The 23,156-nt window shown below is 56.9% G+C and carries 22 protein-coding genes; 11 read left to right on the forward strand and 11 right to left on the reverse strand.

Annotated elements, in window-relative coordinates; genetic code table 11:
• Positions 1-94 precede the first annotated feature (94 nt).
• The 5 genes from AC0MAZ_RS17820 to AC0MAZ_RS17840 form a co-directional block, all read right to left on the reverse strand.
• Positions 95-1,069: a 5-oxoprolinase subunit C family protein gene (locus AC0MAZ_RS17820; RefSeq protein WP_475858750.1), complete on the reverse strand. Its 975-nt coding sequence runs from the start codon at positions 1,067-1,069 to the stop codon at positions 95-97.
• Positions 1,066-1,938 carry a 5-oxoprolinase subunit B family protein gene (locus tag AC0MAZ_RS17825; RefSeq protein WP_267812598.1) on the reverse strand — a complete coding sequence of 291 codons (873 nt, stop codon included), beginning with the start codon at positions 1,936-1,938 and terminating at the stop codon, positions 1,066-1,068. The genes AC0MAZ_RS17820 and AC0MAZ_RS17825 overlap by 4 nt, the downstream gene beginning before the upstream one ends.
• Entirely contained in the window at positions 1,935-3,308 is a 1,374-nt protein-coding gene (locus tag AC0MAZ_RS17830) for an acetyl-CoA carboxylase biotin carboxylase subunit (RefSeq protein WP_475858751.1), read from the reverse strand. Before AC0MAZ_RS17830 ends, AC0MAZ_RS17825 begins: the two co-directional genes overlap by 4 nt.
• Before the next feature lie 10 nt (positions 3,309-3,318).
• On the reverse strand, positions 3,319-3,564 hold the full coding sequence (locus tag AC0MAZ_RS17835; RefSeq protein WP_110737685.1) for an acetyl-CoA carboxylase: 246 nt from the start codon (positions 3,562-3,564) through the stop codon (positions 3,319-3,321).
• Between the two features lie 94 nt (positions 3,565-3,658).
• Positions 3,659-4,417, reverse strand: a complete 759-nt coding sequence (locus AC0MAZ_RS17840) for a 5-oxoprolinase subunit PxpA (RefSeq protein ID WP_234560957.1) — start codon at positions 4,415-4,417, stop codon at positions 3,659-3,661.
• A gap of 124 nt (positions 4,418-4,541) precedes the next feature.
• Here AC0MAZ_RS17840 and AC0MAZ_RS17845 point away from each other — a divergent pair, with 124 nt between their 5' ends.
• Positions 4,542-5,459: a LysR family transcriptional regulator gene (locus AC0MAZ_RS17845; RefSeq protein ID WP_475858752.1), complete on the forward strand. Its 918-nt coding sequence runs from the start codon at positions 4,542-4,544 to the stop codon at positions 5,457-5,459.
• Positions 5,460-5,615: 156 nt separating this feature from the next.
• Here AC0MAZ_RS17845 and AC0MAZ_RS17850 read toward each other — a convergent pair whose 3' ends face one another.
• From AC0MAZ_RS17850 to AC0MAZ_RS17870, 5 genes are all read right to left on the reverse strand, one after another.
• Positions 5,616-6,008, reverse strand: a complete 393-nt coding sequence (locus AC0MAZ_RS17850; protein WP_475858753.1) for a hypothetical protein — start codon at positions 6,006-6,008, stop codon at positions 5,616-5,618.
• The gene (locus tag AC0MAZ_RS17855) at positions 5,947-6,186 is read right to left on the reverse strand and encodes a hypothetical protein (protein WP_475858754.1); all 240 of its coding nucleotides are present in this window, start codon (positions 6,184-6,186) and stop codon (positions 5,947-5,949) included. The genes AC0MAZ_RS17850 and AC0MAZ_RS17855 overlap by 62 nt, the downstream gene beginning before the upstream one ends.
• 235 nt (positions 6,187-6,421) lie before the next feature.
• The gene (locus tag AC0MAZ_RS17860; RefSeq protein ID WP_324256549.1) at positions 6,422-6,586 is read right to left on the reverse strand and encodes a hypothetical protein; all 165 of its coding nucleotides are present in this window, start codon (positions 6,584-6,586) and stop codon (positions 6,422-6,424) included.
• 328 nt (positions 6,587-6,914) lie between these two features.
• Positions 6,915-8,321: a purine-cytosine permease family protein gene (locus AC0MAZ_RS17865; protein WP_475858755.1), complete on the reverse strand. Its 1,407-nt coding sequence runs from the start codon at positions 8,319-8,321 to the stop codon at positions 6,915-6,917.
• Between the two features lie 419 nt (positions 8,322-8,740).
• Entirely contained in the window at positions 8,741-10,150 is a 1,410-nt protein-coding gene (locus tag AC0MAZ_RS17870) for an APC family permease (RefSeq protein WP_475858756.1), read from the reverse strand.
• A gap of 367 nt (positions 10,151-10,517) precedes the next feature.
• On the opposite strand from AC0MAZ_RS17870, the gene speB reads away from it, so the two are divergent.
• The 7 genes from speB (at position 10,518) to AC0MAZ_RS17905 (ending at position 18,211) form a co-directional block, all read left to right on the forward strand.
• Positions 10,518-11,471, forward strand: a complete 954-nt coding sequence (speB, locus tag AC0MAZ_RS17875; RefSeq protein ID WP_203652513.1) for an agmatinase — start codon at positions 10,518-10,520, stop codon at positions 11,469-11,471.
• A gap of 80 nt (positions 11,472-11,551) precedes the next feature.
• Entirely contained in the window at positions 11,552-12,382 is an 831-nt protein-coding gene (locus AC0MAZ_RS17880; protein WP_203652512.1) for a polysaccharide deacetylase family protein, read from the forward strand.
• Between the two features lie 11 nt (positions 12,383-12,393).
• The gene (locus AC0MAZ_RS17885) at positions 12,394-13,317 is read left to right on the forward strand and encodes an NAD-dependent epimerase/dehydratase family protein (RefSeq protein ID WP_203652511.1); all 924 of its coding nucleotides are present in this window, start codon (positions 12,394-12,396) and stop codon (positions 13,315-13,317) included.
• A 13-nt stretch (positions 13,318-13,330) separates the two neighbouring features.
• On the forward strand, positions 13,331-14,056 hold the full coding sequence (locus AC0MAZ_RS17890; protein ID WP_203652510.1) for an SDR family NAD(P)-dependent oxidoreductase: 726 nt from the start codon (positions 13,331-13,333) through the stop codon (positions 14,054-14,056).
• Positions 14,057-14,108: 52 nt separating this feature from the next.
• Positions 14,109-15,002 carry a LysR family transcriptional regulator gene (locus AC0MAZ_RS17895; RefSeq protein WP_203652509.1) on the forward strand — a complete coding sequence of 298 codons (894 nt, stop codon included), beginning with the start codon at positions 14,109-14,111 and terminating at the stop codon, positions 15,000-15,002.
• Between the two features lie 311 nt (positions 15,003-15,313).
• Positions 15,314-16,660, forward strand: coding sequence for an omega-aminotransferase AptA (aptA, locus tag AC0MAZ_RS17900; protein ID WP_475861458.1), 1,347 nt, complete (start codon positions 15,314-15,316; stop codon positions 16,658-16,660).
• A 54-nt stretch (positions 16,661-16,714) separates the two neighbouring features.
• Positions 16,715-18,211, forward strand: a complete 1,497-nt coding sequence (locus AC0MAZ_RS17905; protein ID WP_203652508.1) for a CoA-acylating methylmalonate-semialdehyde dehydrogenase — start codon at positions 16,715-16,717, stop codon at positions 18,209-18,211.
• Between the two features lie 222 nt (positions 18,212-18,433).
• Here the strand turns inward: AC0MAZ_RS17905 and AC0MAZ_RS17910 are convergent, their stop codons facing one another.
• A complete protein-coding gene (locus AC0MAZ_RS17910; RefSeq protein WP_475858757.1) occupies positions 18,434-18,676 on the reverse strand; it encodes a hypothetical protein in 243 nt (80 codons plus the stop codon).
• A 459-nt stretch (positions 18,677-19,135) separates the two neighbouring features.
• Between AC0MAZ_RS17910 and AC0MAZ_RS17915 the strand changes: the two genes are divergently transcribed.
• The 3 genes from AC0MAZ_RS17915 (at position 19,136) to AC0MAZ_RS17925 (ending at position 23,116) form a co-directional block, all read left to right on the forward strand.
• A complete protein-coding gene (locus AC0MAZ_RS17915; RefSeq protein ID WP_254464285.1) occupies positions 19,136-19,639 on the forward strand; it encodes a sigma-70 family RNA polymerase sigma factor in 504 nt (167 codons plus the stop codon).
• Positions 19,639-20,637: a FecR domain-containing protein gene (locus AC0MAZ_RS17920; protein WP_475858758.1), complete on the forward strand. Its 999-nt coding sequence runs from the start codon at positions 19,639-19,641 to the stop codon at positions 20,635-20,637. Before AC0MAZ_RS17915 ends, AC0MAZ_RS17920 begins: the two co-directional genes overlap by 1 nt.
• 82 nt (positions 20,638-20,719) lie before the next feature.
• Positions 20,720-23,116 (forward strand): TonB-dependent siderophore receptor, encoded by a 2,397-nt coding sequence (locus AC0MAZ_RS17925; RefSeq protein WP_475858759.1) that lies wholly within the window; start codon positions 20,720-20,722, stop codon positions 23,114-23,116.
• Positions 23,117-23,156: the final 40 nt, after the last annotated feature.

The following is a 23,156-nucleotide window of genomic DNA, read 5'->3' on the forward strand; positions in this document are numbered from 1 at the left end:
CCAGTCAGAGGTTGAAGCGCGGGCAGCCGCCCCCGCACCGAAGGGCGGTGTTGGCTTGCCTTTTTGGCTTTACCCGCGTAGTGCGGCGGGCAGGTCAGGAAGGGAACAGCTTGCTCAGACAGCTGAGTTTTTTCTTGTAGGAACGTCGGGCTTGCAGCGCCTCTTCCAGCGTCACCGCAACGAAACGGGCCTTCTGGTTGGGTTGCATCTGGCCGACCAGGTCGAGGTCAGCGCTGATCACCGTGCCGATCATCGCGTAGCCGCCACCGGACACCGCATCGCGGTGCAGAATGATGGGCTCGAGCCCTGCCGGCACCTGGATCGAGCCGATCGGGTAGCAGCTGTCGACGATATTCGAAGGGTCGGAGCCTGCGCCGAATGGCTGCTCGCGAGGCTGGAAGCTCAGCGGGCTGCCACCCTTGAAGCGATAACCGATGCGATCTGCCTCCGAGCCGACGGTCCAGGCTTCGGCGAAAAAGCTGTCCGCCGCCGCCAGGGTCAGGCGATCGTAGTACAGCCCCGGTACCACCCGCAGGGTGATCTCCCCTCCCAGCGACTGTCGCAACGCCATGGGCAGACTCGCCCCGACACGCCCCTTGCCGCTGGCGGTGCCGATCGGCAGTTCATCACCCATCACCAGCCTGCGCCCCTGAAAACCACCCAGCGCCCCCAGCGCGTAGGTAGAACGACTGCCGAGCACCACCGGCACATCGATACCGCCGGCCACCGCCAGATAAGCCCGCGCGCCAGCCTTGGGAAAATCGAAACGCAGCACTTGCCCGGCCTTCACTTCGAAGGCGGTGTCCAAGTGCATGTCCACGCCATCGACCTTCGGCGTCATCTGCGCACCACATACCGCCACCAGGGCGTCCTGCTGAAACTCCAGCTCCGGCCCCAGTAAGGTGCACTCCAGCGCCGCCGAATTGACCGGATTGCCCACCAACTGGTTGGCCGCGCTCAGGGCGTACTGGTCCAGCGCCCCGGAAGGCGGGATACCCAGATGGTAGTAGCCTTCGCGGCCGAGGTCCTGCACCGAGGTGGCCAGACCGGGTTTGAGCACCTTGATCATGCCAGCACCTCCTGCAGCGACTTGGGATAGCCGATCGGGTCGGCGAGAAACGCATCGAGCGAGAACTCGATTGGACGAATGCGCAGATCGAAGCGCCCGGCTTCGACCTCGGCCACGGCGTGGTCATAGGCATCGCGGTCCATCGGCTTGAACTGCACGATGTCACCGGGACGGAAGAACACCATGTGCTCCTTCAGGTACGCCAAGCTCTGCTGCGGGTCGTAGATCGGTGCCGGAGTGACGCCAAACATCTGGTAACCACCGGCGCCACGTACCGAGTAAATACAACCGAAGCAGCCGCCATGGCCCAGGGTCAGCTTCGGCGTGTCGGTACGCGGTCGCAGGTACTTGGGCACCTGCAACTGGCGTTCGCGCTCGACCATCTGGAACATGAACGGCAGGCCCGCCACAAAGCCCACCATCGACACGAACCACGGCGCGCCACTGTGGGCGGCGATGAACGCCTCGACGTCGGCCAAGCCGTTGATGCGCGCGGCGTACTCCAGGTCCGTGGCATTCGGGTCCTGGTGGCGGTCGCGAAAGCGCATCAGGGTTTCGTGGGTCCAGGGATCGTTGTAGAGCACCGGGATTTCGATTATCCGGGTGTGCAGGGTGCGCTCGGCCACGGCCTGGGCCTCGGCCCCCTTCACCGCTTCAAGCAGATCGGCCGGCGCGATGCGATCCGGGTCAAAGCGGATCTGGAACGAGGCGTTGGCCAAGCACACGTCGAGCACGCCATCGAGGGCCAGACGCTCCACCGCGCGGGTGACCGCCATGCCCTTGAAGAAGGCTTCAAGGGACATGCTCTCGCTGACTTCGGCAAACAGATGTTCGTCGGCGCCAAAGCTGTAGCGAATCGGACTGCTCATGCTGCACCTCCACTGCGGCGTTCGGCCAGCCAGGTTTCCAAAGTGCCGGTGTGGAAATCGGCGGTGTGCAACCAGGGTTGCTCCAACAGTTCGCCATGCAACGACAAGGTGCTGGCCATGCCGGTGAGCGTGGTCTGCTCGACCGCCAGTCGCGCGCGGGCCAGAGCTTCGGTGCGGTCACGGCCATGAACAATCAGCTTGGCCAGCAGCGAGTCATAGTATGGCGGTACCCGGTAGCCCTCATACAGATGGCTGTCGACACGCACGCCCTCGCCTTGTGGCCAGTTGAGCGCTTGCACAAGCCCTGGGCTTGGGAAGAAATCCCGCGCGGGGTCTTCGGCGTTCAGGCGCATCTGCAGGGCTGCGCCGTTGAGCTCGATATCGCTTTGCTTGAGTCCCAGTGGCTCGCCACCGGCAATGCGCAACATGGCTTGGACCAGATCGATACCGGTGATCAGCTCGCTGACCGGATGTTCCACTTGGATCCGTGTGTTCATCTCGATGAAGAAAAACTCGCCAGTGACGTCGTCGTACAGATACTCAAGGGTGCCGGCGCCCTTGTATCCCAGCGCCTCGGTCAGGCGCACGGCGCTCGCGCACAGGGCCTCGCGCTGCTGCGCATCAAGGACCGGCGACGGTGCTTCTTCGAAGATTTTCTGGCGACGGCGTTGCAGCGAACATTCGCGCTCGAACAGGTGCACCGCCTGCTTGCCGTCGCCCAGCACCTGCACTTCGATATGCCGGGCCCTGCCGATGAAGCGCTCCAGATACACCGCGCCATTGCCAAAGGCGGCCTGGGCTTCGCGCTGGGAACGGGGGAATTCTTCGCGCAACTGTTGCAGGTTTTGCGCCAGGCGAATGCCGCGTCCGCCGCCTCCGGCCGAGGCCTTGATCAGCAGCGGGAAACCGACGGAGCTGGCGGCCTCGACCGCCGACTCCACATCGAACAGTTCATCGGGAGAACCGGGCACCACCGGCACGCCCGCCGCTTGCGCGGTGCGCCGGGCTTCGGCCTTGTCACCCATGCGGCGGATGGTCTCGGGGCATGGGCCGACGAAAATCGCCCCAGCCGCGAGTACCGCTTCGGCGAATTCGGCGTTTTCCGAAAGAAAGCCGTAACCAGGGTGCACCGCGTTGGCTCCGGTGGCCTTCAGGGCACCGAGCAAGGCCTCGACATTGAGGTAGCTCTTGTCAGCGCGGGCCGGGCCGAGGACGTGCACTTCGTCGGCCATGCGCGCGGCCTGGGAATCGATGTCTGCTTCGCTGCACGCCGCCACGGTTGGAATCCCGAGCGCTTTCGCGGCACGGATGATCCGCACGGCGATCTCGCCACGGTTGGCGATCAGCAGTTTACCAATGCCTTGGGTCATGGTCGTGCCCTCACGCGTCTTCGAGTGTAGCGATGGCCTGACCCGGCTCCACCGGATCACCGTCTTCGACCAGAAACGCGTCCAGACGCCCTGCCGTACCCGCGGTCAGTTCGGAAAACTGTTTCATGACCTCGATCAGGCCAATCACTGTGTCGGCGCTGACGCTGGCACCGGCCTCGACGTAGTTCGGCGACTCCGGGGTGGCCTTGCGGTAGAACGTCCCCGGCAATGGGGTGATGACTGTGTGCTGCGCCATGTCTGTTCCTCTTGGAATAGTTGTAGAAAGGCAGGCAAAAAATCTGTGTGTCGAGCAAACCCTGGCGTCTGCGTGCCAGGTGTCTTCGGTTGCGTTATCGCGGTGCGCGCACCTCGATCCCCGCGCCATCGAGCGCTTTGCGGGTGGCCTCGACCAGTGCCAGGGCACCGGGTGTATCGCTGTGCAAGCAGATGGAGTCGAACTCGATCGCCAGGTCTTCACCCTCCACCGTGCGCACCACGCCTTGCTGACAGGCACGCAGTACCCGCGCAGCGACTTGCGCGGGGTCGTAGGCACGCACATTGCGGGTGAAGACGATGGAGCCGCTGATGTCGTATTCGCGGTCGGCGTAGAACTCGCGGATCACTGGCTGGCCAAGCTCCTTGGCGATGCGCCAGATCGTCGAGTCGGGCATGCAATACAGCAGCAGTTCAGGCTCCAGGCGCTGCAGGTTTTCTACCAGCAAGCGCGCCGTTTCTTCGTCCCGGGCCAGGTGCATGTACAGCGCACCGTGAGGTTTGATGTGTTGCAGGGCCACGCCTTGAACTCGGGCGAGCTCACGCAGGGCGCCCAGCTGATACAGCATGTCGTCCACCAGCTCCTGGGCCGATGCAATGATGTGGCGGCGGCCGAACCCGACCAGGTCACGAAAGCCCGGATGGGCACCGACGGCCACGCCCAGGCGCTTGGCCTGCTCGACCGTGCGGCGCATGGTGCCGGGGTCGCCGGCATGGAAACCGGTGGCGATGTTGGCCGAGCTGATGAAGCCCATCAGTTCGTTGTCGACCCCGTCGCCGATCGTCCACGGACCGAAGCCTTCGCCCATGTCCGAATTGAAATCTACTGCCTGCATGACACGTGCTCCTGACGCTTGTGACTTCATGCAGAGCACGTTAAGTTCCAGCCACCCCCTTGGGAAGATCTATTATCCGAGGGGATATCTTCTGAAAATCAGATACCCATCAAGCGGAGTGCTCATGTCTCTGACCCTGCGCCAGGTTCGCTACTTCGTCGCCACGGCCGAGATCGGGCAAATCTCCCAAGCTGCGATTCATCTGAATATTTCCCAGTCGGCGGTAACCACTGCGATCAAGGAACTGGAGGGCATTCTCGGCACGCTACTGTTCCAGCGCTCGGCCCAGGGCATGAGCCTGACCGATGCCGGACGGCACTTTCTCAACCGGGCCTACGTGATCTTGCGTAGCGTCGACGACGCCCTCAACAGCCCACTGCCGGACGTTCGCGCCACCGGCCTGTTGCGGGTAGCGGCCAGTTACACGGTGATCGGCTACTTCCTGCCCCATCACCTGCAACGCCTGGAACACTGGCACCCGGACGTGGCCATCGAAGTGCACGAACGGGAGCGCCAGGCCATCGAGCAAGGCCTGCTGGAAGGCGAATTCGACATGGCAGTGGTGCTGACCTCGAACCTGACCCACCCGGACATCGTCTCGAAAACCCTGTTCAATTCCGAGCGCCGGCTGTGGCTGCCCAGCCATCACCCGCTGTGCGAACGCTCGGCCGTGAGCCTTGCCGACGTCACACAGGAGCCCTTCATCCTGCTTACCGTCGACGAAGCCGAACAAAGCGCCATGCGCTACTGGGAACATGCCCACCAGCAGCCCAACGTGCGAATCCGCACCAGCTCTGTGGAAGCGGTGCGCAGCATGGTGGCCAACGGCAGCGGCGTGGCGATCCTCTCCGACCTGGTACACCGCCCCTGGTCGCTGGAGGGTAAACGCATCGAAACAGTGACCATCACCGACAAGGTCACCCCCATGAGCGTCGGCCTGGCCTGGCATCGCGAGCGGGAGTTCAGCCCGGCGATGCACGCGTTCCACAATTACTTCCACGACGCCTTCCTGGCGCCGCAACAACTTTCCGCACGGCGCTGAAAGCAACGAAAGCCTATTCGAGTGATGGGCGGACGTGACGTTGCAAACGACCACTTTCGGTGGCTGTGAAATGGCGATTAAGACAGGCTGAGGAATGCGTACATACTGGTGTCCTGTTGTGATGCCGCTATCGCCCCATAGCCGGGCAGCTAACGGTCAGACACCGTCAGCTTTCAGCGCCGAAACTGCCTCAGCCAGTTGGCCATCGAAGTACTCGGTGTCATCGCGGGGCTCTGAATCCAACCGCCGCATCGCCTCGACCAACAGTTGAGGAATTGCGATTCGCTGGCTCAGAAAAGTAGCGACCATGAGATCTGAAAGCTCTTCAAAAGGCGTGTCCCAGGCATCTCGACAACGCTGTAGCAACGTTGTCGACGCCGCACCTTTCCAAGGGCCGATGAGGCTGGAGACTGTCGTCATTTGATCCATCGCTCCGATAGTAATTGCGCAATTTCTGACCCCGAACGGTTGTGTGAGGACTGTTTGCTCAGAAAAATGAGCGTACTCGCTGCCATTCCTTCCAGCACTCTTCTGGAGCGATGTCTTCATAACCCCGCTCTTTTTCCAACGCGACGGCGACACTGAAGGGTATTGCTGTCGCGGTTGCATTATCGCGAATCTCAAGCACCTCATCCTCGTTGAGCTGGGAGCCTTTGCGATCCTCCGCCGCCTTAAGCAGGGATACAAGCGCCGGAACAAAAACGAGACACAGCGGATCTGTGGACAAAGGTTTACCTCTTGCGAAGTTGATTGGGACTAAGGTTGCAGCTTATAGACCCGGGCAAGCACACGCAAAGCCCAACTACACCTTGGCTGCTTTGTCAGGCAGCCACGGCGATTCGCTATGGGTCGATGGAGCTCACTCGAGAATGGCCGCTTTCGACCCATAGCTGCCGTTCGAGGTGTCTACGAAACCGAGGTCAATTCAGTCCTAAATAATCACGATGAATCTTGCTAGGCCATCAATGAATCGGATCAGGCAGACTGCCGGCTTCCAACAACTGGAAACTAACTACGGCGCGATAAAGAGAATCTGCCAGCAATCTGAGCCGTTCTACCTCCTCCGGAGATTCCCCGCCATCTTGAGCATCTCGATGTGCCTTCATCGCTGCAAGGGCTTCGAGCATCAGTGGTTCGCCTGCTCTGGGCCTCTCTTCTAAGCTTCGTTTCATTCTCTGTTCATATCTCGCAGAATAATAATTAGGGACAGCAGAAGGCCGCTATCAAAACCTGGTATTCAGAAAATCAGCTTGTAAGCCGCTTTCATGCCGGAAGGTGGCGGTGAGCTTAGACTAAAAAGCTTGACGGGGCCTGAGCGTTCCCAGCCCTCCATGCTTCGATAGTCAACCATTACTTACATCAAACTAATCTAGGCCGGCGAATAAAAGAGCTCCTCTCTGCCTAACTCACAGCCACCTAAAACATGATGCTCGCCCCTGAGCGAGCGTGCAGTTACTATGAAAGCACGCTGGATGAGATTTCAGTCTTGGCTCGTCTGGCTAGCACGTAGTACATAATCCCCGGAAAAATCAGTCCAATGATCCAAGATATGTCCACACCGCCCAGAAGCTCGACCAAGGGACCGGCATACAAAGTAGTTGCGATGAAAGGCATCTGTACCAAAACACCTACCACATAGGTAACGATGCCGACTCCATTCCACCGGCCATATTGCCCATCAGGGTCGAAGAGCGCCTTAAGGTTATACTCTCCCTTGTTGATGAAATAGAAATCAACGAGGTTGATCGCGCTCCAGGGCGTGAAAAACGCGAGCAAGAATAAAATGAACGATTTGAACGCTGCGATGAATGAGTCTTCGCCGACAAGTGCGACAGCCGTCGAGGCGCCTACAATACACAGCACGAAACCTATACGGTGCGCTTGGCTGATTACGACACTGCCTTTAAAGCCGCTTATGACGGTAGCTGCACACATGAAGCTACCATAAGCATTCAAGGTGGAGATAGTCAGCTTTCCGAACGCAATGCTAAAGTAAATCAACGCTGCGGCGAGGCCGGTGCTCCCTAGCCCTACGATAACCGATACCTCATGACCCGCAAAGTTTGATCCGGCTAGCGCAGCAGCGAACACCCCCAGAACCATGGAAGTCTGAGCTCCGATAACCGACCCAAGCCCAACAGCAAGAATAGTTTTGACTGAAGATGTTTCGCCCGGCAAGTAGCGCGAATAGTCTGCCACATAGGGTCCGTATGCGATCTGCCAGGAAGCCGAAAGCGACACCGCAAGTAAAAATCTGCCCCATTCAAAATGCCGGATGGCCAGAAGTTGAGCGATATCGTGGTTCAAAGTTAGGCGAGCGAAGAGGTAGCAGAACGCAAGCACACCTACGACGCTCGCTGCTCGTCCAGCTAAATGGATAAACCGATACCCCATAATGGTCATCAACATTGTGAGGAAGGCGAAAATAAGGATGCCGCTGCTATTGCTGATACCAACCAGTTGGGCGACCGCCTGACCGGACAGAATGGCGCCGGTTGCATTGAAGCCCAGGTACATGAGCGCTACGAGAACGATGGGAATTGTAGCACCATAGACCCCGAACTGCACCCGGCTGGAAATCATCTGCGGAAGACCTAACTTTGGTCCTTGAGCGGCATGTAGGGCCATTACGCCTCCACCAAAAACCTGCCCAACCAGCAAACCGATCAGCGACCAAAAAACATCACCGCCGAGGACCACTGCCAGCGAACCGGTGAGTAGCGCTGTGATCTGTAAGTTGCAGCCTAACCACAACGTAAATTGACTATAGAGACTTCCATGTCGTTCGGACTCTGGAATATGATCTATAGAACGAGTTTCAATGAGCACTGGCTGCTGCGAGTCAATCTTGGCACTGGGCATATGCTCTCTCCACGGGCATAAAGACACTCCCGTAATTATTGTCAAGGCAAGAAATGGGCAGTAGCGAAAGCTGTTTGTGTTTTGAAATTACTTGCACTGCATTTCAAAGTGCTGTTTAACCATGATCAAATGCCCTCCGCAGTTGCTTGGTATCCTGGTCGTCAACTTTGGCTATTTTCTAGTCACGAGCTCGCAGTTAGGGAAGCTTTAAATCTTAGTATCGCGGGAAACGTATGGGATCTTCTTTTTTGAATCGACCCCCGCGAATCCCGCCAATGAGTAGGTCGTGGTACCCGACGAGATTCGCAAAGGCCGAACCGGTTGCTGCACTTAGCTATTTAGTGATTGTTAAGGCAGCCCATACTTAAGCTTCACCTACCAGTTAGCGTCGTGGATGCGACTGCAGAAAGCTAATCCACTTAGTTTATAATTGGTCGCAGCTTGCATAGCTTACTCAACAGCGCGATCAATGCACCACTCACAAGAGCAAATATGCCCAAATACCAAGCGGTGTAGATATCATCCGGCGAAACCGGACTAGCTCCGGCCAGATATCCAATATAACCCAGAACCAGCATCGCGAGAACAGCAGGCGCCGAGAGCATCAGAGCAACTTTCGGAGCATTTTTTTCCCAAGTTAAAACCAAAAATGCGATCAGAGCAAATACATAAGAAAGTACGAGAGTGATCGTAATCACATCGTAGTACCAGATGATATTGCTAATTGGCTTCCACCAAACTATAGCGATGCCTACAGTAGTCACCAAAGCAAGAGTTAATCGAGGCGCCTTGAATTTGTTTACAGCGCACAGTGCGGAAGGTAGATGGCCTTCTTCGCTCATCCGGTAAAGCGTTCTCGCCGCTGAGTTCGAAGAAATCTGCAAGCCAGCACAAGCAGACGTAATTACAACAAACAGGGCGACCCAGGACATTGATGAGGGCAAGTAAGTTTCCGCGATCGCCGAAATCGCGCCACCATTGCCGCTTTCTACGATAGAGGCAAGTTTATCTACGGGCACTGCGAATTGCCATCCAATCGCCGCAATACTGTAAATAATAAACGCAGATGTCAAGACGATCAATAGCGAGCGCTGAACGGTTCGAACTGGAACCTTAGCTTCTTCAATGTAATTGATAGCCGAATCGAAGTTTGCCAACATCCATACACCAAACAATACGCCGGGGGCTACTGCTGACCAATTATTCGCGGTAACCGAGTACATCGTGGCAACGGACAGATCGCTGACTTGCGGATTGATGATCCCCAACATACCCAGGCCTGCGACGACAACTATTTCAAATACAAGGAAAGTAGCTGCTACCCGTGCAGTCACAGCCACACCTCTGGATGAGACCATAAGAAACGTCAAAATCAACAGCGTACCAATTATCTTTGCCTGTAGCTCACCTTGAAGCGCGGGGAACAGCGCTTGAATGTACTGGGTTCCAATCAATGCACACATGGGTGTTACCGCCATGCACGCCAGGGCGTAGGTCCAGCCGAGCACTACTCCACAGCTGGGATGAATGAACCGGGAACAGAATGTGAACACTCCACCGGCGGACGGGGCATACCGAGTGAGCGAAACCAAGCAAATCGCTAGTACCAGCATGGGAAAGAAGAAGGCTATCAAAATTGCTAGGGGCGCCTGGTGACCGGAGATAGAGTACAGGATCGACATCGAAGATGCGGCAACCCAGGCTGGTGCATTGAACCCGAGAGCGGAGAAGACTATGTCTCTCGTACCAAGCTTGCCTTTGTTCAAGCCAGTCTCGATCTCCTTGATCGTGCCATTCCGGTCATACCCGATAAGGTCGTGTAGTTTCATGCTTGCTAGGTCTCGCTGTTGTTTTTAGATAACCCTACCCTGAAGGTACGGCCATACTCTGCAAGCACAAATCCTGAGAACCGAAAGTCAGCTTTTCGGAAAACGAAAATGCGTGGGTACTTTCGCGTCGGTGAAAGTCAGGTTGCGCATCACGGGATTTATTCCCTCTACCTCGCCTACCATCATGATTCAGCCCGCCGTGCTCTCAAAAAGGCCAAAAAATGCACAGGGACAAGCGATTGAGCCTTCACTGTCTGTGAGGCCATGACATTTGCTCTGCATTGTGCCGCTGAGAGCTCTGGTAACGCTTATCGGATCTTTCATTCGCGAATGTGCGCTCCTGAGGGCGCGCACATGGAGTAGACATATGCACAATGACTTCCCCCAGCCGCTGGACGCCGCTCTTATTCCGCGCTTTGCTGGCATCCCCAGCTTCATGCGCCTTCCTATCTTCGAAGACCCGAGCAGGGTGCAACTTGCGCTGGTGGGTGTCCCTTGGGACGGCGGCACAACAAATCGTGCCGGTGCGCGCCATGGGCCACGTGAAGTGCGAAACATGTCGAGCCTGATGCGTAAGGTCCATCACGTAAGCCGAATCGCCCCGTACGATCTCGTGCGCATTGGTGACCTGGGCGACGCTCCCGTTAACCCAATTGACCTGCTGGATTCGTTGAAGCGCATTGAAGCCTTCTTCCGCCAGATACACGAGGCCGGTACGGTCCCTTTGTCTGTGGGTGGAGATCATCTGGTCACGCTCCCTATTTTCCGGGCCTTGGCGCAGAACGGACCCATCGGGATGGTGCATTTCGATGCCCACTCCGATACCAACGATCGTTACTTTGGTGACAATCCCTATACCCATGGCACACCATTCCGCCGAGCAATCGAGGAAGGTTTGCTAGATCCGAAGCGAACCGTGCAGATCGGTATCCGTGGCTCGATCTACTCAGCTGACGACGAAGCCTTCGCAGAAGAGTGCGGGATTCGTGTTATCCATATGGAGGAGTTCAGCGAAATTGGAGTGGAAGCGACCATTGCCGAAGCACGCCGGATCGTCGGTGACGGACCTACCTACGTCACGTTTGACGTCGACGTTCTCGACCCAGCATTTGCCCCAGGTACCGGTACTCCCGAAATTGGCGGCATGACCACACTGGAGGCACAACAGATTATTCGCGGCCTGCGCGGTTTGAATCTGGTTGGTGCGGATGTAGTGGAGGTCTCCCCACCTTTCGACCAAGGTGGTTCGACTGCGCTGGTGGGGGCCACAATGATGTTTGAGTTGATGTGCATCCTTGCTGAATCGATCGCCAAGCGTTGAGCGCCCGACCATTCTATCTCCACCACGTCTGACCAGCCCCAAAACCTAGAAGGCGTGTGTAGCTGAGGAGTACTTCTCCAATGATCATCTGGCCCAACAACAAACGCTTTGCTGCCACGCTCTCTTTTGACCTTGACGCGGAATCCTCCTGGGAGTCATCCAGCCTAAATGGCCGCCGTCTGTCGTTGCTGTCAATGGGAGCTTATGGCCGTCGCGTCGCAGTGCCTCGCTTACTTGACTTGCTCGAGCGATACAGCATCCAGGCACAGTTCTACATCCCTGGGCGGATTGCAGAAATTGATCCCGAGGTGGTACGTAGTATCGCCAAGGCCGGCCATGGCATCGGTTGCCATGGATTCTTTCATGAGCGCGTCGATGAAATGAACCCGGCCGAGAACCTGATAATTCTTAGGGACAGCAAGAATATTCTCGAGCAAACCATTGATCGGGAGGTCTGTCACTACCGAGCCCCCCTCTGGGAAATCACCCCAGATGTAGTTCAGTCACTGATCGACTTGGGATTCCATACCGACAGCAGTTTGATGGGAGATGATCGTCCATATCTCGTAGGCGGGCCTGAGCAGAGCCTTCTTGAATTACCCGTTAGCTGGCTGCTCGATGACTTCGAACAATTTGCCTACTCCGCCGAGCCTGCTGTTGGCGGGGTGATTGAAGAGCCAGACAAGGTCTATCGCATGTGGGCAGCTGAGCTTGCCGGCATGCGTGAGTTTGGCAGTCACTTCATGCTCACCATGCACCCTGAAGTGATCGGCAGACCGTCGCGACTAATGATGTTGGAGAACCTGATCCAGCTGATGCGCTCTCAAGAGGACCTATGGTTCTGCACCCCCGACTCTGTCTACTCACACTGGAAAGCCGGGAACATTGAGTTGCCCCTTCAGCCCTATTGAGGTTTCAACAAATGAACTATTTGGTAACCGGTTCAAATGGCTTTTTGGGCCAGGAAGTGGCACGTCAGTTGTTGGCTGCTGGTCATGCAGTACTGGGCTATGATCGAAGCCTTACCAGCGCGATCTCCGACAAAAAATACAGCTATGTCCAAGGGGATCTTGCCGATATCGCAACGCTGCTCCAAGCGTGCCAAGCGTTCAAGCCATCAGCGATCATCCATACCGCCGCGATTTCCCACCCTGTGGACTCTCGAAGGATTCCGCTCCAGACCGTACTCACAAATGCAGTCGGGACAACACATGTCTTCGAAACTGCTCGAATTAGCGGAGTTGGCCGGATTGTCAATCTAAGCTCGGAGTGTGCCTATGGCCATAATCTGGAACTTGGCGTAATAGACGAGTCCGCCGACCTTCAGCCCACCACCCCTTATGGTTGCACCAAAGTTTTCACAGAAAAGCTTGGCAAGGTATACAACGACCTGTATGGGATTGATGTGATTTCGCTCCGCCCCGGTTGGATCTATGGTCCAGGTCAATTCATGCAATGCTATCTCAAGTCTCTTCTGCGCAGCGCCATTGATGGTACCCCACACCATGATGAGGAGGGCGGTGACTACCTATTGCAATATGTACACGTCTCTGACGTCGCTAGAGCTTGTATCCTGGCTGCTGAAGTCCCAAGCGATCATCTGAAGCAACGCGTTTTCAACGTGACTGCAGGTGAACAAGAAAGCTATTCAGATGTGGCTCGTCGAGTAGCCCGTATGTTCCCCGATGCCAACATCGATATCGGCCCTGGGACCATCTCCGTTTTGGATTCGAACGCACGCTTCAGTATTGACGCGGCAATTGAGCAGTTGGGCTATAAGCCCCATTACACTTTAGGTGATGGCCTGGCCGGCTATGCAGACTGGCTAGCTCTTCATACTTATTGAACTGGATACTTGTATGAAAACTTATCTCGTAACCGGCGCAGCAAACGGAATCGGAAGGGCTATTGCATTGCGTTTAGGCAACGCCGGAGATACTGCAGTTTTGAATGACTTGGGTGATAGCGAGGCTCTTCAATCTCTCGTAGATGAATTACATCGTCGAGATATTAAGACTAACATAGTGCTCGGCGACGTATCCGATCCGGGTGCCGCTGAATATGCATTCACTGGTTTGGAACGATTGGACATCTTGGTCAACAATGCCGGGATTCTTTTCGAAAAGCCGATCACTGAGCTCACCTTTGAGGAGTGGGATAGGATGATTTGCGTTCATCTCCATGGCGCATTCCTATTTTCGAAAGGGGCTGCTGTCCTCATGCAGCGTCAGCGGAGCGGTGCAATCGTTAATATCTCTTCAGACCTTGGTCAGCTTGGCTGCGCCGATTTGTGCCATTACGCTGCCGCAAAGGGTGGAATCATCGCGTTCAGCAAGTCTCTAGCCCGGGAACTCGCCTCTTGGAATGTGCGAGTGAACTCCGTGGCACCTGGAGGCACTCTGACACCGATGGTCACCCGACTGGGTGAGGACTACATCCGAGAGGAGGCCGCGCGTTACCCTCTGCAGCGTTTGGGAACTGCCGAGGAAATTGCTAACGTGGTAGCGTTTATTGCTTCCGAGGAGGCCAGTTTCATGACCGGTCAAGTCCTTGGGGTGAACGGCGGTGGGGCGATGGTGGGCTGACGAACCATAGCGCTAGTCCGATAATACTCAATCTCTACGATGAGCAGAAAATATGCTAAGTACGCTGACTGATGTTGATCTGCGGATGTTACGAATTTTCTGCTCCATCGTTGAAGCAGGCGGTTTCACCGCCGCTCAAGCCCGATTGAACACCAGTCTACCGCGCCTGAGCGTGCTAGTGAGGGACCTAGAAATTCGCCTGGGATACTCCCTATGCTCGCGCGGCAAAGCGGGTTTTCAGCTAACAGAAGAAGGCCAGGCCACATACGTGGCGGCCCAAGAGCTGTTTGCCGATATCAATCGATTCCGCCAGCGTACGACAACTCTGCACGGTGGCCTACCTGATTTTCTGCAAATCGGGACGGTAGACAGTCTAATTACATGCGTAGAGGCGCCGCTTTCTCGGGCAATCGCTCTGTACAGAAAGGATTGTCCCACTACGCGTATCGACTTGCATATCATGCGGCCTGACGAGTTGGAGCAAGGCGTCCTCGAAGGGCGACTGCAACTTGCTATAGGCGCTTTTCACCATCGGCTCTCAGGACTTCACTACCAGTCGATGTTTGAAGAGGAGCAAAATCTTTATTGCAGCAGCGAACACCCGTTTTTCAGCCGTGATGACTCAGCACTCGGTATCGAAGAGATCTGTGCAGTTGATTACGTAGATCGTGGTTATATGGCGGAAAATCGTCGACCTCACGATCTGCGATTCAGTAAATCGATTAAAGCTTTCTCTATGGAAGCAATCGCGACATTGCTCCTATCCGGTACCTATATTGGCTACCTGCCTACACATTACGCGGCTGCTTGGGTAAAGGAAGGAAAACTTCGTGAATTACACCCGGAACGATTGTCGTACCGTTCGGAATTTCACTGCGCTACTCGTCAAGGGCAAGAGTCAAGGCCAGCGCTGACAAAATTCCTAGAGTGTTTATTTGGCTGCTGAAGCATTCAATAGCTTGTATTGCTGCAGCAATTAAATACTAATTTGATATCTTCGAATCCATTTCGACAGAGCTAGTCGCGCTGCGGTCTTCGCGCACCCAACGAAGGCTAGGCGCCTAACTTTCAAATCGATGAAAGTCGGCTTTTGAATCGGGGGATTTATCCCACAGTGCATTCGCAACATTCTATGTTGACCCGTGGAACTTTAGAAAACGCCCGTCGCGAAAAGAGGACGCGCATCCCCTGACTTATCTGAATAAAAACCTAAGCCAGATGAGTCTCCCATCACATACTTGGACCTGTATCATGAACATGAATCATCCTTCCTTACAGTCTGAACTGCAGACTCATCCGCTTAAGCTGAATTCGCACTGGCTACCCTTTTCCGCCAACCGAAATTTCTTGCGGGATCCGCGGATAATTGTCGCCGCCGAGGGTAGTTGGTTGATCGACGATCAGGGTCGTCGAATTTACGACAGCCTCTGCGGTCTTTGGACCTGCGGCGCCGGTCATTCGCGCAAGGAAATCCAGGAAGCAGTGTCCAAGCAATTGGGCACGCTCGATTACTCTCCTGGCTTCCAGTATGGTCACCCACTTTCCTTCCAGCTTGCTGATCGGATCACCAATCTCATTCCAGGTGAACTGAATCATGTGTTCTTCACCGGCTCAGGCTCCGAAAGTGCTGATACCTCCATCAAGATGGCCCGTGCATATTGGCGCCTGAAGGGGCAGCCGCAGAAGACCAAACTGATTGGCCGCGCACGTGGCTATCACGGCGTGAACGTCGCGGGTACTTCTTTAGGCGGCATCGGTGGCAATCGCAAAATGTTCGGCCAATTGATGGACGTCGACCATCTGCCGCACACCCTCCAGCAGGGTCTAGCATTCACTAAGGGCGCAGCAGAGACGGGCGGTGTGGAGCTCGCAAATGAAATGCTGAAGCTAATCGAATTGCACGATGCATCTAACATCGCTGCCGTTATCGTCGAGCCGATGTCAGGTTCCGCAGGTGTTCTGCCACCGCCAGTTGGATACTTGCAACGCCTGCGTGAGATCTGCGACCAGCACAACATCCTGCTGATCTTCGACGAAGTGATTACTGCCTTCGGTCGTATGGGCAAGTGGACTGGGGCCGAGTATTTTGGCGTGACTCCGGATCTCATGAACGTGGCCAAGCAGATTACCAACGGCGCCATCCCCATGGGCGCGGTGATTGCAAGCAGTGAGGTCTATAGCACCTTCATGAGCCAGCCGATCCCGGAATACGCAGTGGAGTTCCCTCACGGCTACACCTACTCCGCGCATCCGGTCGCCTGCGCCGCTGGCTTGGCCACTCTGGACCTGTTGGAAAAAGAGAACCTGGTACAGCAGTCCGCCGAGTTGGCACCTCACTTCGAGAGGCTCATTCATGGCCTCAAAGGCGCCAAACATGCCATCGACATTCGCAACTGCGGCCTCGCCGGCGCGTTGCAGTTAGCTGCACGCGATGGCGACCCAGTCGTCCGTCCGTTTGAGGCGGGAATGGCCCTGTGGAAGGCGGGTTTCTACGTTCGATTCGGCGGCGACACCCTGCAGTTTGGCCCGCCCTTCAATGCAACTGTGGACGAACTCGACCGCCTATTCGATGCGGTCGGCCAAACGCTGCAAGCCATCAATTAATCACCACCTTTGCACCGAGAGCGATGCACTAAACCTATTTTCGAGGGAATCAAGATGACCACCGTGCCGCATCTTATTAACGGCGAATACATCACTGACCAAGGCCGCAGCACCGAGGTATTTAATCCGTCCACCGGCGAGGCCATTCGCAAAGTCGAGTTGGCCAGCCGTGCCACCGTACAGAAAGCGATCGACTCGGCTAAGGCCGCCTTCCCGGCCTGGCGCAACACACCGCCAGCTAAACGTGCTCAAGTGATGTTCCGCTTCAAGCAGCTTCTGGAGCAGAATGAAGCGAAGATTGCGCAGATGATTAGCGAGGAGCACGGCAAAACGGTAGAGGACGCCGCCGGCGAGATCAAACGTGGAATAGAGAACGTCGAGTTTGCGTGCGCGGCCCCAGAGATCCTTAAAGGAGAATACAACCGCAACGTCGGTCCGAACATCGATGCCTGGAGTGATTTGCAGCCACTGGGTGTGGTTGCCGGTATCACCCCGTTCAACTTCCCTGCCATGGTGCCGCTTTGGATGTACCCGCTGGCCATCGCTTGTGGCAACTGTTTTATCCTAAAGCCGTCCGAGCGTGACCCAAGCTCGACCCTGTTCATCGCCCAACTGCTTCTGGATGCGGGCCTGCCACAGGGCGTGCTGAATGTGGTGCATGGCGACAAGGAAGCCGTGGACGCGCTGATCGAGGCGCCGGAAGTGAAAGCTCTGAGCTTCGTTGGCTCCACTCCGATCGCCGAGTACATCTATAGCGAAGGCACCAAACGCGGTAAGCGCGTGCAAGCTCTGGGTGGTGCGAAGAACCACGCAGTGTTGATGCCCGATGCCGACCTGGATAATGCCGTCAGCGCACTCATGGGCGCAGCCTATGGCTCCTGCGGAGAGCGCTGCATGGCAATTTCCGTGGCCGTCTGTGTCGGTGACCACGTGGCTGATGCGCTTGTCGCCAAGCTGGTTCCGCAGATTATGGGCCTGAAGATCGGTGCCGGCACCAGTTGCGGCCTGGACATGGGCCCGTTGGTGACCGCCGCCGCCCGTGACAAGGTTGTCGGTTACATCGACGACGGTCTGGCTGCCGGTGCCGAACTGGTGGTCGATGGCCGTGGTCTGCGGGTTGCCGGTCATGAAGATGGCTACTTCGTCGGCGGCACCCTGTTCGACCGCGTCACCCCCGAGATGCGCATTTATAAGGAAGAGATCTTCGGACCGGTGCTGTGCGTAGTGCGGGTGAACAGCCTGGAGCAGGCCATGCAGTTGATCAATGATCACGAATATGGCAACGGCACCTGCATCTTCACCCGTGACGGTGAAGCAGCGCGTCTGTTCTGCGACGAGATCGAAGTCGGCATGGTTGGTGTCAACGTGCCGCTGCCGGTGCCAGTGGCCTACCACAGCTTCGGCGGCTGGAAGCGCTCGCTGTTTGGCGACCTGCATGCCTATGGCCCGGATGGTGTGCGCTTCTACACCCGTAAAAAGGCTATCACCCAACGCTGGCCGCGCCGCGCAAATCACGAGGCTGCGCAATTTGCCTTCCCCAGCAATGGTTGATTAACAATCCTCCCTTAGGACGCATTGAGTAGTGCTTCGAATTTGAAGGTGCTTTTGATGATTGTCCATAGCCGTGGTTCACTTTCGTGGCCACGGCTTTTTTGGTTCTGCTGCCTAGAGCTCCCCTTTCTCAATTCTTCATTTCTTGACGCAGCAGGAAGCAGTGATCGTGTCCCGGGAAGTGGTGTAACTGAACCAGCCAAAGGCGCCTCGACAAGCACCCTACTCTCGCCTCTCAAATCGTCGTCTGCTCAGGAACAACCCTATACCGACCGGCACTGCAAGGGCAGACATCAATCCCAGGTCAAAGCCCTGCAAACGGGCCTGGCTCAGCGCCACACAACCCATCAGCCCAGCAATGACCAGCGCAACGCCTAGCCACTTACGCAGCAGGTACGGTTTCATGAACCGTTCAAACAGAAAAGCCAGCGCAACGAAGACGACTGCCTGGGTAATCTCGGACATGTGCACTTCCTCTCAAGCCCTGATGATCAGTGATTCGGCAGTACGCTGCGGGCCAATCCCACCATTCACCTGAGCCTGGATGCTCACGACAACGTCGCCGGCATGGTAAGTGGGTAAAACCTCATTGACGTAAGAGCGCACACCCATTCCTACAGCAGTACCGGCGGCGAGCCCTGCTACTGGCCCGGCCAGATTGCCCACGGTACGAGCAGCCCCACCAGTTAGCAATGCTGGTGCGCTGGGTATTGAGGGTGTCTGCTTGTTGACGGGTCTGCGGTTTGGAAATGCCGACCATCACCACACAAGGCAGGTTCTTGGCCTGTATCTTGTCGTATACCTCTACGACTTTGCTATTCACCCATCAGGCCAGTCCTGCCCTGCGCCCTTCTGCATTCTTGTCGCTACCCAATTAATCTCATATGATACTAAGTCTCATTTGCACCCATTCCGTGGCAGCTCATGGCATCCATCGATACCGCTCAGCTCACTGCTCTCTACCAACAGCAACACCGCTGGTTGCGTAGCTGGCTGTATCGGCAATTGAGCTGCTCACACCGCGCCGCTGATTTGATGCAGGACACCTTCATGCGTCTGTTGGCCAGCAACGAGGCGCTTGAAATCCGCCAGCCTCGGCCTTTTCTGGCCAAGGTGGCACGCAGTGTCCTGTCCAACCACTACCGCCGCGCACGCCTGGAAAAAGCCTATCTGGAGGCGCTTCAGACTGAAGACCAAAGCGTGCTGCCGGATCTGGCGACCCAATTGATCATTTTCGAGACGCTGGTTCGACTCGACGAAGCACTGTGTGAACTGGATGTCGCCGTCAAGAAGGCTTTTCTCTGGTCGCAACTCGATGGACTCAGCCACGCAGAAATTGCCGAGCGACTGGGTATTTCAATCGCTACCGTCAAGCGCCATATCATCAAGGCGGGTGCGCGATGCATGCTGGTGACGGAAGCACTGTAATGACTATCACCGCCAACACCTTTGGCCGAGAACCCGCGCTATCGCCGAAAATGTGTGAGGAGGCGATGGAGTGGTGGCTCGATATGCAGGAGGCCAATTTCGATTCCCCCGCACAGGCCGCTTTCATGGCGTGGCGTCGTGAACACCCCTTGCATGAACTGGCCTGGGAAAAAGCCTTGGCGCTGGGGGAGCAGCTCGATTCATTGCGCACCCAAGGCGATCCAGACCTCGCCCGACAGGCCCTGTTACTCCCCTCCCAGGAAGGGCTGAGCAGGCGTCGGGCAATAAAGGGCCTGGCCTTGCTGCTGGCTGCAGGTACCGGTGGCTGGTTGAGTCGAGATAGCGAGTTGGTGTCGCGCATGAGTGCCGACTACACCACGGGTGTGGGCGAGCAGCGACGTGTTGCGCTGGCTTCGGATCTGTTGCTTGAACTCAATACCCGTAGTGCGATAAATGCTCGCGCGACTGACCAGCGCTGGCACCTGCGATTATTCAGCGGCGAGGTCTTGATCAACACCGCCTTGAACCCGGCGCTGTTTATCGAAACCGCTCAGGTTCGGGCGCAGGCGTCCTCGGCGCGTTTCACGATGCGGCAGTTTGACAATGGCTCGACCCAGCTGGCGGTCTATCGTGGCTCGCTTGAAGTAAGCCCCAATCAGGCCAGCACCTGGACGACCCTGCAAGCCGGACAGTTGGCGCGTTTCGGGCCGCTCGGGATGCTCGATCAGGATGTATTGCAAGCATCCGCCCCTGCCTGGGCCGAAGGCATGATCGTCGCCAACGGCCAACCGCTCCAGGCGTTCCTCGATGAACTTGGCCGGTATCGTCATGGGCATCTGGGGTGCGACGCCGCCTTGGCCAATCTGCGCGTATGGGGCACCTACCCGCTGGCAGACAGCGATCGAATCATCGATGCCGTCGCCCACACACTGAAACTGGATGTACAGCGTTTCACCCGACTGTGGGTCAACCTGCGTCCCCTGCCCGCTAACGTTTGAAGTTTTTTGCGTCCTCGATGAGCCGTTTTGATTTCTGGCGAGACTCATAGGCCATACATCAAAAATCATCGGGAAACTTCACATGCATCATCGCAGTATTTCCTCCTACTACGTAACCTCGCTCGCCACTACCGCGGCGGTTCTGCTCGCCACTTCATCGCCAGCCTGGGCAGCCGCCGATAGCCGCGTGCAGCACTACGAAATTGCCCCGGCGTCGCTGGGCGCTGCGCTCAATCAACTGGGCCAGCAAGCCCACTTGTTGTTGTCGTTTCCCAATGAGTTGATTGCCGGGCGAAACAGCCCTGGCTTGAGTGGCGATTACACGGTCGACGGTGCTTTACAGGCGCTACTCGAGGGCAGCCAACTGATTGCGGTTCGCCAGCCGGATGGGCGATACACCCTCCAGCGCGCACCGGCCCCTGCCGCCCTGGAGCTGCAGAGCATTTCCATTTCGGGCAAGGCTCCCGGGTCGACTACAGAGGGCACCGGACTCTACACCACCTACTCATCCAGCAGCTCGACCCGTCTGAACCTGACCCCCAAGGAAACCCCGCAGTCACTGACCGTCATGACCCGCCAGCGCCTGGATGACCAGCGCCTGACCAATCTCAGCGATACCCTCGATGCCACACCGGGCATCATCGTGCTGCGCGACGGACAGGGTGCCGAATCCGACGGTTACTTCTCCCGGGGCTTCGAGATCCAGAACTTTGAAATCGATGGTGTGCCCACCGTCAAGCGCATGGACAATTACACCCAGAGCATGGCCATGTATGACCGTGTGGAGGTGGTGCGCGGTGCCACCGGCCTGATCAGCGGCCTGGGCAGCCCTTCGGCGACGATCAACCTGATCCGCAAGCGCCCGACCGCCGAGGCTCAGGCCAGCGTCACCGCTGAAGCCGGCAACTGGGACCGCTACGGTACCGGCTTTGATGTGTCCGGCCCGCTGACCGAAACCGGCAACGTACGCGGTCGCCTGGTCGCCGACTTCAAGACCGAGCAGTCCTGGATCGACCGCTACAAGCAGGACTCGCAACTGATCTACGGCATTACCGAGTTCGACCTGACTGAAGACACCCTGCTGACCATGGGCTTCAGTTATCAACGCACAGACGTCGACTCGCCCATGCGCTCCGGCCTGCCGACCCGCTTCACCGACGGCTCTCGCACAAACCTCAAACGCTCGCTCAATTCGGCTCAGACCTGGTCATACAACGACCATGAACAAACAAGCTTCTTCACTTCCATCGAGCAGCAGTTCGCCAATGGCTGGAGCGGCAAGATCGAACTCACCCACTCCGAAAACAAGTTCGATGAAGTCTTCAACTACGTCAACGGCAGCCTCAACCCGGACGGAAGTGGCACCACGCAGTTGCCCGTGCGCTTCTCCGGTATCCCGCGCCAGAACAATATCGATGCCTACCTGACCGGCCCGTTCGGTCTGTTGGGCCGCGAGCACGAGCTGATCGCCGGCGTGACCTTGTCCAACTACTACGAGAACGTGCCGAGCTACGGCGGGTGGAAGTACGACTATTCCGGCTCTCCGGCCGGCGCGATCGACAACCTGCTGAACTGGAACGGCGCCTCGGTGAAACCGCAATTCGACGTCACGGGTAAATCCACTGTCGACGAAACCCAATACGCCGCCTACCTCGCCACGCGCCTGCACGCCACCGACGATCTCAGTATCTTGCTGGGCAGCCGCGTGATCGACTGGCAGCGCGACATCGAGGATAAACCCTATAACGCTGAACACACCAAGACCAAGGAGTCGGAAACCGGCGTCTACATTCCGTATGCCGGTGTGGTGTATGACGTCAACGACACGTGGTCGCTGTATGCCAGCTACACGAAAATCTTCAACCCTCAGTCGTCCTGGGTTCGCGACATCGACAACAAGCCACTGGACCCGATGGAGGGCACCGGCTATGAAGTCGGTGTCAAGGGCAGCCACTTCGACGGCAAGCTGAATTCCAGCGTCGCGCTGTTCAAGATCGAGCAGGACAACCTGGCGATCTGGATCGATACCCCAGGCGGCAACACTTACAAGTCCGAACAGGGCACCACTACCAAGGGCGCTGAATTCACCCTGGACGGAGAACTGGCCGAAGACTGGCAGGCCTCCGCCGGCTATGCCTATGCGGTCAGTACCGACGCTGACGACCAGCGTATCGTGACCACCCTGCCCCGCCACAGTCTCAAGACCTTCACCAGCTATCGCCTGCCGGGCATTCTGGACAAGGTCACCATCGGCGGCGGCGTGAACTGGCAGAGCAAGACCGGTGCCGACCTGCACACCTTCACCCAGGGCAGCTACGCCGTCACCAACCTCATGGCTCGCTACGACTTCAACCAGCATCTGAGTGCGTCAGTCAATCTGAACAACGTGTTTGACCGTGAATACCTCAGCTATGCCGGCGACCACGGCATGTACGGTGCTCCAAGGAACATCATGACGGGTATCAAGTACACCTTCTGACGTTCGCAGGCTACGGGCTGAGCCAGGGCCATCGGTTTCA

The sequence above is a fragment of the Pseudomonas sp. A genome, from assembly GCF_056270345.1.

Excerpts from the sequence above, each read along its gene's own strand:
- aptA (WP_475861458.1), top strand. The coding sequence starts at position 15,314 with ATGAATCATCCTTCCTTACAGTCTGAACTGCAGACTCATCCGCTTAAG.
- AC0MAZ_RS17850 (WP_475858753.1), bottom strand. The coding sequence starts at position 6,008 with ATGAAGACATCGCTCCAGAAGAGTGCTGGAAGGAATGGCAGCGAGTAC.
- AC0MAZ_RS17845 (WP_475858752.1), top strand. The coding sequence starts at position 4,542 with ATGTCTCTGACCCTGCGCCAGGTTCGCTACTTCGTCGCCACGGCCGAG.
- AC0MAZ_RS17880 (WP_203652512.1), top strand. The coding sequence starts at position 11,552 with ATGATCATCTGGCCCAACAACAAACGCTTTGCTGCCACGCTCTCTTTT.
- AC0MAZ_RS17860 (WP_324256549.1), bottom strand. The coding sequence starts at position 6,586 with ATGCTCGAAGCCCTTGCAGCGATGAAGGCACATCGAGATGCTCAAGAT.
- AC0MAZ_RS17820 (WP_475858750.1), bottom strand. The coding sequence starts at position 1,069 with ATGATCAAGGTGCTCAAACCCGGTCTGGCCACCTCGGTGCAGGACCTC.
- AC0MAZ_RS17925 (WP_475858759.1), top strand. The coding sequence starts at position 20,720 with ATGCATCATCGCAGTATTTCCTCCTACTACGTAACCTCGCTCGCCACT.
- AC0MAZ_RS17825 (WP_267812598.1), bottom strand. The coding sequence starts at position 1,938 with ATGAGCAGTCCGATTCGCTACAGCTTTGGCGCCGACGAACATCTGTTT.
- AC0MAZ_RS17840 (WP_234560957.1), bottom strand. The coding sequence starts at position 4,417 with ATGCAGGCAGTAGATTTCAATTCGGACATGGGCGAAGGCTTCGGTCCG.
- speB (WP_203652513.1), top strand. The coding sequence starts at position 10,518 with ATGCACAATGACTTCCCCCAGCCGCTGGACGCCGCTCTTATTCCGCGC.
- AC0MAZ_RS17915 (WP_254464285.1), top strand. The coding sequence starts at position 19,136 with ATGGCATCCATCGATACCGCTCAGCTCACTGCTCTCTACCAACAGCAA.
- AC0MAZ_RS17885 (WP_203652511.1), top strand. The coding sequence starts at position 12,394 with ATGAACTATTTGGTAACCGGTTCAAATGGCTTTTTGGGCCAGGAAGTG.
- AC0MAZ_RS17865 (WP_475858755.1), bottom strand. The coding sequence starts at position 8,321 with ATGCCCAGTGCCAAGATTGACTCGCAGCAGCCAGTGCTCATTGAAACT.
- AC0MAZ_RS17890 (WP_203652510.1), top strand. The coding sequence starts at position 13,331 with ATGAAAACTTATCTCGTAACCGGCGCAGCAAACGGAATCGGAAGGGCT.
- AC0MAZ_RS17895 (WP_203652509.1), top strand. The coding sequence starts at position 14,109 with ATGCTAAGTACGCTGACTGATGTTGATCTGCGGATGTTACGAATTTTC.
- AC0MAZ_RS17870 (WP_475858756.1), bottom strand. The coding sequence starts at position 10,150 with ATGAAACTACACGACCTTATCGGGTATGACCGGAATGGCACGATCAAG.
- AC0MAZ_RS17920 (WP_475858758.1), top strand. The coding sequence starts at position 19,639 with ATGACTATCACCGCCAACACCTTTGGCCGAGAACCCGCGCTATCGCCG.
- AC0MAZ_RS17830 (WP_475858751.1), bottom strand. The coding sequence starts at position 3,308 with ATGACCCAAGGCATTGGTAAACTGCTGATCGCCAACCGTGGCGAGATC.
- AC0MAZ_RS17910 (WP_475858757.1), bottom strand. The coding sequence starts at position 18,676 with ATGTCCGAGATTACCCAGGCAGTCGTCTTCGTTGCGCTGGCTTTTCTG.
- AC0MAZ_RS17835 (WP_110737685.1), bottom strand. The coding sequence starts at position 3,564 with ATGGCGCAGCACACAGTCATCACCCCATTGCCGGGGACGTTCTACCGC.
- AC0MAZ_RS17905 (WP_203652508.1), top strand. The coding sequence starts at position 16,715 with ATGACCACCGTGCCGCATCTTATTAACGGCGAATACATCACTGACCAA.